This window comes from Chondromyces crocatus, from assembly GCF_001189295.1.
GTDB classification, from domain to species: domain Bacteria; phylum Myxococcota_A; class Polyangia; order Polyangiales; family Polyangiaceae; genus Chondromyces; species Chondromyces crocatus.
In genome coordinates this window covers 11,023,217-11,035,548 of sequence record NZ_CP012159.1, presented here as the reverse complement: position 1 = coordinate 11,035,548, position 12,332 = coordinate 11,023,217, and the positions used below count along the sequence as shown (strand labels likewise).

Annotated in this window: 9 protein-coding genes; 3 read left to right on the top strand and 6 right to left on the bottom strand. The window is 70.6% G+C overall.

Annotated elements, in window-relative coordinates; all coding sequences use genetic code 11:
* Positions 1–249: 249 nt before the first annotated feature.
* Positions 250–1,416, bottom strand: a complete 1,167-nt coding sequence (locus CMC5_RS40215; protein ID WP_050435372.1) for an iron-containing alcohol dehydrogenase family protein — start codon at positions 1,414–1,416, stop codon at positions 250–252.
* A gap of 187 nt (positions 1,417–1,603) precedes the next feature.
* Here CMC5_RS40215 and CMC5_RS40210 point away from each other — a divergent pair, with 187 nt between their 5' ends.
* Positions 1,604–2,269, top strand: a complete 666-nt coding sequence (locus CMC5_RS40210; RefSeq protein ID WP_156339240.1) for a hypothetical protein — start codon at positions 1,604–1,606, stop codon at positions 2,267–2,269.
* A 23-nt stretch (positions 2,270–2,292) separates the two neighbouring features.
* Here the strand turns inward: CMC5_RS40210 and CMC5_RS40205 are convergent, their stop codons facing one another.
* On the bottom strand, positions 2,293–2,550 hold the full coding sequence (locus tag CMC5_RS40205) for a BolA/IbaG family iron-sulfur metabolism protein (protein ID WP_050435370.1): 258 nt from the start codon (positions 2,548–2,550) through the stop codon (positions 2,293–2,295).
* A 109-nt stretch (positions 2,551–2,659) separates the two neighbouring features.
* Here CMC5_RS40205 and CMC5_RS48845 point away from each other — a divergent pair, with 109 nt between their 5' ends.
* On the top strand, positions 2,660–3,208 hold the full coding sequence (locus CMC5_RS48845; RefSeq protein ID WP_050435369.1) for a glycine cleavage system transcriptional repressor: 549 nt from the start codon (positions 2,660–2,662) through the stop codon (positions 3,206–3,208).
* A 630-nt stretch (positions 3,209–3,838) separates the two neighbouring features.
* On the opposite strand, the gene CMC5_RS40195 is transcribed toward CMC5_RS48845, so the two are convergent.
* Both CMC5_RS40195 and CMC5_RS40190 read right to left on the bottom strand, forming a co-directional pair.
* Positions 3,839–5,011, bottom strand: coding sequence for a thiolase family protein (locus CMC5_RS40195; protein ID WP_179955505.1), 1,173 nt, complete (start codon positions 5,009–5,011; stop codon positions 3,839–3,841).
* 9 nt (positions 5,012–5,020) lie between these two features.
* Positions 5,021–7,471 carry a 3-hydroxyacyl-CoA dehydrogenase/enoyl-CoA hydratase family protein gene (locus tag CMC5_RS40190; RefSeq protein ID WP_050435367.1) on the bottom strand — a complete coding sequence of 817 codons (2,451 nt, stop codon included), beginning with the start codon at positions 7,469–7,471 and terminating at the stop codon, positions 5,021–5,023.
* 603 nt (positions 7,472–8,074) lie between these two features.
* Between CMC5_RS40190 and CMC5_RS40185 the strand changes: the two genes are divergently transcribed.
* Complete coding sequence (locus CMC5_RS40185) at positions 8,075–9,352, top strand: PQQ-dependent sugar dehydrogenase (RefSeq protein WP_050435366.1); 1,278 nt, start codon at positions 8,075–8,077, stop codon at positions 9,350–9,352.
* 71 nt (positions 9,353–9,423) lie between these two features.
* On the opposite strand, the gene CMC5_RS40180 is transcribed toward CMC5_RS40185, so the two are convergent.
* Positions 9,424–10,581 (bottom strand): trypsin-like peptidase domain-containing protein, encoded by a 1,158-nt coding sequence (locus CMC5_RS40180; protein WP_050435365.1) that lies wholly within the window; start codon positions 10,579–10,581, stop codon positions 9,424–9,426.
* Complete coding sequence (locus CMC5_RS40175) at positions 10,578–12,305, bottom strand: hypothetical protein (protein WP_156339238.1); 1,728 nt, start codon at positions 12,303–12,305, stop codon at positions 10,578–10,580. The genes CMC5_RS40180 and CMC5_RS40175 overlap by 4 nt, the downstream gene beginning before the upstream one ends.
* Positions 12,306–12,332 lie beyond the last annotated feature (27 nt).

Below are 12,332 nucleotides of genomic sequence, written 5' to 3'. Positions count from 1 at the left end.
GGCGATCTCGCGGGGAGGCGAGCTGAGGAGGACCCCGGCGTGTCGGCGCTCCAGCGCGTGAAACGTGACCAGACCGTCGGGCGTGACGGCGCGTCAGTGCCGAGGGAGCCGGCGTGACAACGCTTCGGACGTGACGGCGCGTCAGTGCCGAGGGAGCCGGCGTGACAACGCTTCAGAGGTCATGGCACGTCAGGCGTGGCCGCGTCTCGGATGAGGCCCCACCACGCGCCGTCTCGAGCGCGCGGCGTCTCAGACGAGGGTCTTCAGCGCGTCGGCGAGGCCGCGGGCGCTCTCGAGGCGGACGGGGTTCGTGGCGTGAGAGGCGTCGGCGAAGGCGAGCTCGCTCAGACGCTCCAGGTCGGATGCGCCAAGGCCGAGCGCGCCGAGCCGCGTGGGCAGGCCGAGGTCTGCGGCGAAGCGTTCGAGCTTGTCGGCGAGCGCGCGCGCCGCTTCCCGGTCGTCGGACGCGGCGGCGACACCGAACGTGGGCGCCGTGCGCGCGTAGATGGCCGCGGCGGTGGCGTCGCTCGCGTTGAAGCGGATCGACCAGGGGAGCACCGCCGCGCTGGCGAGACCCTGGCGCGTGTCCCACCCGAGGGAGAGCGCGTGGATGACGGCGCGCGCGACGCCGCCGTACGCGGTGGTGGCGAGCTGCCCCGCCATGGCCGAGGCGAGCAGGGTGTGGCCTCGCGCGTCGAGGTCCAGAGGGGCGGCGACGGCGCGCGGGAGCCAGCTGCGGAGCAGGTGCACGCTCTCGAGGCCGAGGGCGGTGCTGATGGGGTGCCGGTCCGTGCTGGTGAGGCCCTCGAAGGCGTGGGTGAGCGCGTCGACGCCCGTCGCGGCGGTGAGGTCCGACGCGACGGTGGTGAGCAGCGTGGGGTCGAGCAGCACGACCTCGGGCTGCAAGGCGCGACCGACGAGGATCTGCTTGCGGCGAAGGTCGGCGTGCTTGACGACGGCGACCCCGGAGACCTCGCTGCCGTTTCCGGCCGTGGTGGGGATGGCGATCACCGGCAGGCCGCGCTCCTCGACGTGCACCGTGCCGCTGGTGCGGCCGAGGGTGTCGCCGCGTCGAGCGAGCAAGGCGGCCGCCTTGCCGGTGTGGAGCGCGCTGCCGCTGCCCAGGGCGACGACGGCGTCGACGTCGAGGCGTCGCGCTTCGTCGGCGGCTGCTTCGACACTGGCGCGTGGAGCATCGGTCTCGACCCGAGACCAGACGCCTGCGACGCGGCCCTGCGACGCTTCCGCGACGAGGGTGGCGAGGTCGGCCTGGGTGAGGTGCGCGTCGCAGACCAGGAGCGCGCGCGATGCGCCGAGGCCGCGGAGTGCACTGCCGAGGCGCGAGAGAGCGCCGGCGCCGAAGTGGATTTGGGGTGCGGTGTAGCCGAACGGCTTGAGCGGGAGATCAGCAGCCATGCAAGGGCAAGATAGCGGAGCCAGGGCGGGCTCAGCTACGCTGTCGGTGCATGCTCGGCGTCGACAGGGGTCACGTCCCTGAGGTCGTGTGCTGTCCGAAGCGTTCTGTCATGCGTCTGTGCGGGCGAGGACGTCGGAAAGATGCGATGGCGTGCGTCCAGGCAACTGCCGATGCGCGGAGTGAGGCGTGCTGCGCTGTGTGATGCAGACCCGAGGGCTCGCCTGGGTGCTCCTTTCCGGTGTGCTCGGGACGGGGGCGCTGCTCGGTTCGGCGATGGCGCTGTACCCGGGGGGAACGTGGCTCGATCCGCAAGCACCCGGGCATGACTTCTGGCGCAACTTCTTCTGCGACCTCACGCAGCCCGTGGGTCTGAACGGCATGTCCAACCGCGGCGCGGTGCTGGGGCAGGTGGGGATGCTCGGGCTGGTCTTCGCGTTCGTGCCCTTCTGGTGGCTCCTGCCTCGTCTGTTCCCGGAGGCGGCGTCGCTCGGCAGGGGCGTGCGGTGGGCGGGGCTCGTGTCGGTGGTGGGGCTCGTGGCCGTGCCGCTGTTGCCTTCGCTGCGCTTCGGTCTGCTCCACACGGCGGCGGTGTTCACGGCGTGCGTGCCGGCATTCGTGGCCGCTGGATGCGCGGTGGTCGGGCTGCGAAGGTGGCCCTGGCTGCGCGGCCTGGGCGCGGTGACGTTGCTCTCCGCGGTGGTGGACGCGGGGCTCTACGCGCGCGGGATGCTGCTGCGCGGGCCGACGATCGTGCTGCTGCCGGCGCTGCAGAAGGTGGCCGCGCTGGGGCTCTTCGGGTGGATGGTGGGGGTGGCGCTCTCGGCGCTGCGGCTCAGGGAACGCGAGCCTTGAGGTGGCGCTCTCGGCGCTGCGGTTCAGGGAACGCGGGTCTTGAGGCTGTCGACGGCGTGCACCGGGGCGTCGTTGCCCGCCATGAGGTGCGCGATGGCGCTGTACACGAGGCGCTGGCTCTCGAGCATGCTCTTGCCGGCGAAGACGGGGGAGGTGACGACGATGTTGTAGTGGCCGCCGCCGCCAGTGACCTCGGCAGTCGAGCTTTCGACCTTGCTCTCGATGGCCTTCTTGACGGCATCGAGGATCGAGCCCTGGAACGACGTGAGATGGACGGACATGGGGCGTTTATAAGCCATCGCGGCGCCGGGGACCAGCCAGGGGGCGCGCGACGGTGGCCTGCCGGGGGTCGCGCGCAGGTGGTGGAGATCGCGTAGGATGCTCGGCCATATGACAGCGACCGAAGCGTTCCTGGTGCTCTCGTGTCTTGGTCCGGATCGGCCAGGGCTCGTGGCCGAGTTGACCCACTATGTGTCGGAGCACGGGGGCAACGTCGAAGACAGCCGGATGGTGGTGCTCGGGGGTGAGTTCGGCGTGCTGCTGCTGGTGTCCGGGTCGCCCGAGGAGGTGTCGGCGCTGGAGACGAGCACGGCGGACATCGAGAAGCAGACGGGGCTGCAGGTGATCGCGCGGCGGACGAAGAGTCCCGAGGAGCACCGGCGGGCGCCGACGATCCCGTGTCTGGTGACGGCCGAGGCGCTGGACCACGAGGGGATCGTGCGGGCGGTGGCGCGGGCGCTGTCGGCGACGGGGGTGAACATCGTGTCGCTGGAGGCGATGGCGTACGAGGCGCCGGTGACCGGGTCGCCGCTGTTCCGGATGGAGGCGCGGATCGATGTGCCGGCCGGGGTGTCGGTGGGGAAGGTGCGGAAGGCGATGGACGCGGTGGCAGAGGAAGAGAACCTGGAGATCGATGTGAGGTCCCTCGTGAAGGGGTGATCCCACCCGATGGGTGCGAGGTCTTCGTGAGGGTGGGGCGCTCGGTTGAGGCGTCGTCGTGGGGGCGGCATGGGGATTGGTTCCGTCAGGTCGCCAATGCCCCCGATGAAGTGAGCGATTGGTTCCGTCAGGTCGCCAATGGGGGCCTCGGCGTGGCGGGACGTGTGTTGAACTGAGGGAGCGGCCGCCCCGAAGTTTCGGGAGGTGCGTTGCCTCGAGGGAAACGTCGCGCCGAAGTTTTGGGGAGGTGCGTTGCCTCGAGGGAAACATCGCGCCGAAGTTCTGGGGAGGTGCGTTGCCTCGAGGGAAACATCGCGCCGAAGTTCTGGGGAGGTGCGTTGCCCCGAGGGAAACGTCGCGCCGAAGGTTGGGGAGGTGCGTTGCCCCGAGGGAAACGTCGCGCCGAAGGTTGGGGAGGCGCGTTGCTCCGAGGGAAACGTCGCCCCGAAGAGGTGAGGGGGGCTTTGCGTGCGATTTGCGGGTTTTCGGCCGTTTGGCCCGCTCTCTGGCGCGAGCGCGTGGCGGGGCATGACCCGAGCACGAGGCAGAACGCCGACGTGCTGGGCTCGTCGGGATGCGGGAGGGGGGTGAGGGGGAGGGGCCCTGCGGTGTGGCGGGGCCCCGGGTGGGTCAGGCGGGGGAGGATTCGAGGAGGCCGGCTGCGCCCATGCCGCCGCCGATGCACATTGAGACGATGGCGTAGCGGCCGCCGCGGCGGCGGAGCTCGTGGAGCGCGGTCGCGACGAGCTTGGCGCCGGTGCAGCCGAGGGGGTGGCCGAGGGCGATGGCGCCGCCGTTGACGTTCAGCTTCTCGTCGGGGATCTCCAGCGTGCGCTGGACGTAGACGGCCTGGGAGGCGAACGCTTCGTTGATCTCGAAGAGATCGATGTCGGCGATGCTGAGGCCGGTCTTGGCGAGGAGCTTGCGCACGGCCGGGATGGGGCCGATGCCCATGATGGCCGGGTCGACGCCGGTGACGGCGAAGGCGCGGAAGTAGCCGAGGGGCTTGATGCCCAGGGACTCGGCCTTGGCGCGGCTGAGGAGGAGGGAGGCCGCAGCGCCGTCGGAGAGGGGGGAGCTGTTGCCCGCGGTGACGCTGCCCTTGGCGGAGAAGGCGGGCTTGAGGCCGGAGAGGCCCTCGGCCGTGGTCTCGGCGCGGATCAGCTCGTCGCTGCGGAAGTCGAAGGTGCTCCGCTCGCCGCTCGCGTCGAAGCGGATGCCCTTCACGGTGACGATCTCCTGGTCGAAGCGGCCGGCCTTGCGCGCCTCGGCAGCGCGGGTGTGGCTGCGAAGGGCGAAGGCGTCCTGATCCTGGCGGGCGATCTGGAACTTGTTGGCGACGTTCTCGGCGGTGATGCCCATGGGGGTGTAGACGGCGGCGCAGCGCTCCATGGCCTCGGGGGAGGCGCTGAGCTTGTTGCCGGTCATGGGGACCATGGACATCGACTCCAGGCCGCCAGCGACGGAGATGTCGATGGCGCCGGTGGCGATGCTGCCCGCCGCGAGGGCGAGGGCCTGGATGCCGCTGGAGCAGAAGCGGTTGATGGTCATGGCGGGGACCTCCTCGGGGAGGCCTCCGAGCATGCCGGCGACGCGGGCGACGTTGAGGCCCTGCTCACCCTCGGGCATGGCACAGCCGAGGATGACGTCTTCGACGTCGGCGGGCTTCACCTGGGGGACCCGGGCGAGCAGGCCGGCGATGACTTCGCCTGCGAGCTCGTCGGGGCGCTTCTGGGCAAGAGAGCCCTTGTGGGCGCGGCCGACCGCGGAGCGGACGGCATCAGCAATCACGACATCGATCATGGCCATCTCCTAGTTCCGCAGGGGTTTGTTGGTCATCAGCATGTGCTTGATGCGCTCGAGGCTCTTCTCTTCGCCGCAGAGGCTGACGAAGGCATCGCGCTCGAGTTCGAGCAGCTCGGTCTCGGTGACCTCGCGGGCCGCGCCGCCCTTGCCGCCGCAGAGGACGACGGCGAGCTTGCGGGCGATGGTCGCGTCGTGCTCGGTGGCGTAACCGCCGGCGACGAGGGTGTCGACCATCATGGCCAGGGTGGCGATGCCGCTCTCGCCAGCGAGCTTGTACGCGCGCGGGGCGGGGGCGTGGTAGCCGGAGGCAGCGAGGCCGATGGCGCGGCCCTTGGCCTCGGCGAGGTGGCGGGCGCGGTCGAAGGAGACGCCGTCGGTCTTGCGGAAGTAACCGAGGGCCTTGGCTTCGTCGGCGCTGGTGGCGACCTTGGCGAGGGCGATGTTCTTGAACACCTGGGCGGTGAGCTCCAGCGTGTTCACCTGGGCGCCCTCGGGGATGCCCTCGAACGCGCGCCAGAGCATGTTGAGCGTGCCGGCGCCGCCCGGGATGAGGCCGACGCCGACCTCGACGAGTCCCGCGTAGGTCTCGGCCGCGGCCTGGATGGAGGCGCCCGCGAAGCTCAGTTCGAGGCCGCCGCCGAGGGTCATGCCGTAGGGGGCGACGACGACGGGGACGCTGGCGTACTTCAGGCGCTGGGTCGCGTCCTGGTAGGCCTTCACGGTGGCGCGGATGTTCTCCCAGTCCTTGTTCGTGGCCGCCATGGCGATCATGAACAGGTTGGCGCCGACGCAGAAGTGGTCGCCCTGGTTGGTGACGAGCATGGCGCGGAACGACGTCTCGGCCTTGTCCGCGGCCTGGCCGAGGAGGTTGATGACGTCGGCGTCGATGCTGTTCGCCTTGGACTTGAACGTGACGCCGAGGACGCCGTCACCGAGGTCCCAGGCCTCGGCGCCGTCGTTCTTGAGCACGGGGGCATCGCCACGGCGGACCCACGCGAGGGGGGCGGTGCGCGGGTCGATGGCGCGGGCCCGGGGCTTGCCAGCGAGCACGTCGTAGATGGCGCCTTCGGCGCTGTAGTTCGTGCGGGTGCCAGCGTTCTTCGCGAGGAAGGCGTCGAAGTCGGCGGGCTTCTTGTCGGCGTCGGCGGCGTAGAAGCCCTTGGCGCCTTGCTCGCGCATGCGCTTGATGGAGGCGGGGAGGGCGATGCCGTCCTTCTCCATGCGATCGACGGTCTGCTCGAAGCCGAGCGCGTCCCAGGTCTGGAAGGGGCCGAGGTCCCAGTTGTAGCCCCAGCGCAGGCCGTCATCGATGGCGACGACGTCGTCGGCGATCTCGCCGAGGCGGCGCGCCGAGTACGCGAGGGAGCGGGAGAGGACCTTCCACGCGAAGCGGCCGGCCTTGCCCTGGTCGGCGACGAGGGCGCGAACGCGCGCTGCGGGATCCTCGATCTGCTCGATGGCCTTCACGGCCTTGCGGACCTCGGGGTCACCGCCGCGGCCGCGGTACTCGAGGGTCTTCGGGTCGAAGGTGTCGACCTCGCCGCCCTTGCCCTTGCGGTAGAAGCCGGCGCGGGTCTTGTTGCCCAGCAGCTTCCGCTCGACCATCGTGCGGATGTAGGCGGGCACCTCGAAGACGCCGCGGTCCTCGTCGTCCTTGAGCGAGCTGTGGCAGTTGTCGGCCACGTGGGCGAAGGTGTCGAGGCCGACCATGTCCGCGGTGCGGAAGCTCGCGCTCTTCGGGTGGGCCATGGCGACGCCGGTGATGGCGTCGACGTCCTCCGGAGCGAGGCCCTCTTCGAGCATGAGGTGGATGGTCGTCATCATCGCGTGGGCGCCGATGCGGTTGGCGATGAAGTTCGGCGTGTCCTTGCCGAAGACGATGCCCTTGCCGAGCGCGTCCTCGCCGAAGCGCTGGACGCGCTCGACGGTCGCGGGATCGGTGTCCGGTCCGGTGACCAGCTCGAGGAGCTTCATGTACCGGACGGGGTTGAAGAAGTGCATCACGAGGAAGCGCTTGCGGAAGGCCTCGGAGCGGCCCTCCATCATGCTCTCGATGCGCAGGCCCGAGGTGTTCGAGGCGATGATCGCGTCCGGTCGCGCGACCTCTTCGAGCTTGGCGAAGAGCGCGCGCTTCGGCTCGATCTGCTCGATGATGGCCTCGATGATGAGATCACAGCCCGCGAGCTCGCCGAGGTGATCCTCGGTGTTGCCCGTGCGCACCAGCTTGGCGAAGGAAGGGTGGAAGAACGCGGCAGGCCTGGCCTTGACGGCCTTCTCGAGCCCGCCGATGGCGAAGCGGCTGCGGGCCGCAGGATCGCTCTTCTCGGAGTCGTTGAGGTTGGGGGGGACGATGTCGAGGAGCACCACCTCGACGCCAGCGTTCGCGAGGTGGGCGGCGATGCCGCTGCCCATGACGCCCGCGCCGATGACGCCCGCGCGGCGGATTGGCTTGGTCATGCAGTTCCTCCGGGAATTGAGGGTGTGGGCACCCTTGGCACGATCGACGCGCTGCTGGCAAGCGTCTCGGCGCACTGCGGCAACGTGAGGCGGGCTGGGCAACGAAGGGAGGAGGACCAGGGGCGGAGCAGGTGCGGCAGGACGTGCGCACGGTGCGGCGAGGGATGCGCACGAACGCTCCGAGCGGTGCGGGGCTGCGAGCCGGCGCAGCGACGGGGTGGCGGTGCGGCTCGTCGGGTGGTGCGGCGTCTCGGGGGTGCGGCACTTTGGGACGGTGTAGCGCTTCGGGACAGCGTGTGACGGTGGGGGCGCGCTGGCTCGCCGGTCTTCCTGGGGCGATGTCGCACGCAGGGGGCGGACGACGTCGTGGTGAGAGGCGAAGGCGTCGTGGCGGGAGGCGAAGGCGTCGTGGCGGGAGGCGAAGGCGTCGTGGCGGATGGGAATGTGCGGTGGGTCGTGAGGCGCACGCTGCGTGGCGCTGTGGCAGAAGTGACGCGATGGGGGCGCGGTCGTCCGTGACGGGAGGCGCTTTGCGCCTTGGCGACGCTGAGTTACTTTGATCGGATGGCGCTTTTGTCGAAACGAAACACTTCTTCCCTGTGCGTGGTCGCTCTTATCGGTTCAGTCGCTGCCCTGCAGGGGGCGTGCGGTGGTGATGACGGGGGGACGACGAACACCAGCAGCACGACGACGACGTCGAGCGGTGGCGGCTCTGAGCCCAGCACGGGTGGCGCCGGTGGTACCGGCGGTACCGGCGGCGAGGGTGGGACGACGCCAGGAACGGGCGGCGCAGGTGCGGGCGCGCTGGACTGCGAGGATCATGAGCCGCCGACGGGACCGGCACCAGCGCTCCAGCTCACGCCGATCGTGACGAGCGGCTTGAGCAGGCCCGTCTACATGACGGCAGCACCGGGGGACGACACGCGGCTGTTCGTGGTCGAGCAGCGGGGCCGGATCCGGGTGATCGAGAACGGTACGCTCCTGGACACGCCTTTCCTCGACATCTCGTCGTTGATCCCTTCGATGAGCCAGGCGGACGAGTGGGGGCTCCTCGGGCTCGTCTTCCATCCCGAGCATGCGACGAACCGACGCTTCTTCGTGTTCTACATGCAGACCGGGGGACGGAGCATCGTCGCCGAGTACGCGACGTCCGCGAACAACCCCAACCTGGCAGAGGCGGCGCCGACGCAGACGGTGCTCTCGATCGAGGGGCCGGTCGCGCATCACTTCGGTGGGATGATGGCGTTCGGGCGTGACGGGTATCTGTACGTCTCGTCGGGCGATCGGGGAGACGAGGCGAGGGCGCAGAACCTGAGCAGCAGGAACGGGAAGATGCTGCGCCTCGACGTGGACAACCCGGCGTCGGCGCCTCCGGGCAACATGCCGGGCGCCGACTCGCTGGTGTGGAGCTACGGGCTGCGGAACGTCTGGCGGTTCAGCTTCGACCGCTGCACGGGTGACCTGTACATGGGCGACGTGGGCGGGGCTTACGAAGAGGTCAACATCGAGCCCCACAACACGGGCCACCGGAACTACGGGTGGCCGGTCGCAGACACGGGGACGAACTGCTCGACCGGGACCTGCCCGGTGTTCGCGGTGGACCACAACTTCAGCGACTGCTCGATGGTCGGTGGCTACGTCTACCGTGGGTCGGCCATCCCGAACATGAACGGGCGGTATCTGTTCGGTGACTGGTGCACGAACCGGATCACGACGCTCGTGTGGACGGGCGGGACGAGCGTGGAGCAGGTCGAGGACCTGCGGCAGAACCTGGACACCGCGAACACGCTCGTCGCGATGTCGTCGTTCGGCGAAGACAACCAGGGCAACGTCTACGTGGTCGATCTGGCGGGCGCGCTGTACCGGATCGACGCCGAGTAAGCGCTTCTACGCGGTCTGGGACCTGGCCCGCCTCCCGATGCGAGGAGCGTCAGGTCCGAAGCGGCGAGACGTCAGAGGCCAGGCTCGTAGCGAGGCGCCGCCTCGAAGGTCTCGGCGAGGGTGCGTCGGTACTCGTCCGCCGCGCGCGCGACGTCCTGGATGCGGGAAGCGAGCGTGTCGGGAACGCACCCTTCGACGCGCTCGGCGCTGCCGATCGCGACGTGGTCGCCGGTGATCGAGACGGCGAGATCGCCCGTGGTCTGGTCGTTCATGGTCAAGAGGAACCGGTAGAACGGCTCGTGGTTGGCCGTCGGCAGGGCCACGAGGGGGGAGCGGATCACGAACTGCTGGCCCTCTTCGTCGAGCGTGAGTTCGAGGTGGCAGGCCTCCGCGGTCGAGAAGGGGCGCAAGGGGAAGCGCCACGAGGTCGGGCCAGTGCGGACCCGGTTCGCGGTGACGCCGATGCTGGCGAGGCCATCGCGTACGAGCCGCTCGGCGCTGGCGCGGCCGAGGCTCGGGGTGAAGGCGTGCGGGAGGGCGCGCCCGCAGGTGCCACAGCGGTCGGCGCCGATGTCGTACGGGTCGTCGCAGGCTGGACAGCGGTAGATGGGGGCGCGATCGCGGAGCTCGGTGAGGGGGCGGTCCAGGGCGTCGAGCAAGGTGCCGAGCGTCGATGCAGGGAGGGCCGAGGTGCCGGTGGCGTTTGCTTCCGCGCTTTTGCCAGGCGCAGCGGTGACCATGCCGACGACACGGCCGTCGGCGTCGAGCAGCGCCGCGCCGAGCGGGGCGGGCGGGTCGATGTCGAAGCCAGGGCCTCTGCCGTGGTGGAGCCGAGCGATGCGGGTCGAGGTGAGCTGGAGGCCGTGGCCAGGTGACGTGCTGACGGCGGTGAGGGGCTCGCCGAGGCGTGCGTCGGGGGCGCCGCGGAGCGGGAGGGGGGCACCGAGGTTGGTCACCTCGAGCGGCACGACGATGGTGACGTCACGGGTGACGTCGACGGAGACGACCCGGCCTGCGACGGGGAGACCGTCCTCGCGTTCGATGGCGATCTCGGCGGGGTAGCCGATGGCGCTGCGGCTGGTGAGCACGGCACCATTGAGGAGCGCGATCCATCCGACGGCTCTGCGGGAGTCGGCGCGGAGCGTGACGACGGCACGCTGGGTCCGCGCAAGGTGCTCTTGCATGATGGCGAGTTCGCTGTGGGAGGAGGTGACGAGCGCGTTCGTCACTGGGAGACGATCCTGTTCAGCGCGGTCATCATCAGGTCGATGGAGGCGCTCTTGGGTCCGTCACGGTGTGCGTAGGCCACGATCTCTCGGAGCCGCTGGTCGGTCTTCGAGGGGAGCTTGGCGCGGACGAGCAGCTCGGAGAGGGCGCCCAGGGCGAGGAAGTGGCGGAGCGGGAGGTCGGCCGGGGCGCGATCGATCTCGCGCAGGTAGCGCGAGAGGTGCTCGCGGGCGTGGGTGGCGCTGGTGAGGGGCTCGATCTGGAGCGGCTTTTCGTCGGGGGTGTGGCCTCGGCTGCTGACGAGCCGTTCCATCGCGTGCAAGGCGGGTTCGGCCATCGAGGTCGGGCTGACGCGGCGGCCAGAAGTCTCGGCCTGGGCGAGGTCGCGCGTCACGGCCGCGGTGGCGCGGTAGAGGTGCGCGACGGCGTGCGGGAGTGCCTCGCCGTGCTCGAGGATGGCCCGGAACACGGTGGAGCGGATGAGGATCAGCATCACGCCGGGCTTCTCCAGGAAGCTCACGGCGGTGGCATGCGCCTGGGCGTCGCGCAGGATCTGGCAGAAGCGCTCTGCGGGGGGGCGCTCCCGGCGGGCGTCGGGCTCGCTTTCGCTGGGGGCGGGGGGGCGCATGGAGAAGGGGACCGAGACCGGCGGGGAGGCCACCTCGGCGAGGCCGCCGCGGCGCGCACCGCCAGCGCGCTCGGAGGCGCCCGGGATCGCTTCGCCCGGGAGCGCGCCGAGGCCTGCGCCGTACACCGCGCGGAGCTCTGCAGGGCCGCTCGGCGGTACGGGGAGGGGGGTCGCTCGGCGTGCGCCAGGGGGCGAGGGGAACGGCGGGGGCGTGATGGTGGAGGAGACTCTGGGGCTCGATGGCGCCGGAGCGCTCGCGAAGAGCGGCGAGAGGATGTCCGGCAAGCTCTCGGTGTCGCGGCTCGATGGGCGCACCCCCGTCTCGACGAGCTTCGGCGCTCCCCAGCTCGGCTCGGGCGGGGGCACGCGCGCGGAGCGCGGCGGCGGCGGGAGCGGGGCGAGGGGAGGTGCGCCCTGGGAGGGGAGGGGTGGGAGGGAGCGGACTGGCGGTGGGATCGAGAAGCTCTTGAGGGGGCGTGAGCGCCCGATGAGGGCCCAGCTCAAGCTGGTGCGTTGATCGTCGGTGAATGCGGGGCGGGCGTCGAACCAGGCGGTGAGCAAGGACGAGAGCTGCTCGGCGCGCTCGGCGCTCGTCCGGAGGGCGAGGCGCAAGCTGGCGACGGTGAGCGTCGAGAGATAGATCACGCGGCGGAGCACGAGCAGGTCGTCGCGTACGCACAGCCGGGCGGGGAGGTGGTGCGCCGAGAGTTCGAGCGCGGCGCGAAGGAGGGGGACGCGCTGCCGTTCAGGGACGCGGGTCACCGGGACGTCGATGCTCGCGCGGTCCGCACCGGGCTCGCAGCTCACGAAGAGCGGCATCGTGCGGAGCGTGAAGATCCAGCCGATGCCGTCTTGTGCGGAGGTCGTGGGGATGGTGTTCCCTGCCTCCGCGGCGATGCAGTGGCCGACGAAGCGGACGGGATCTCTCGTGCGCCAGGTCTCGATGTCCGTGTCGGAGGGGGACTCGACGTCAGGCGCCATCCCTGCACGTCGGCCGGCTGCCACGCGGTGGACCCCGCACGCCTCGCACCGCGGGCCGCGCAGCGGGAAGCCGCAGGCGGCGCAGAACTCGGGAACGGGGTTCGAAGGGATCGGCACGGCGGTCAGCATACCCCAGCGAGCGCG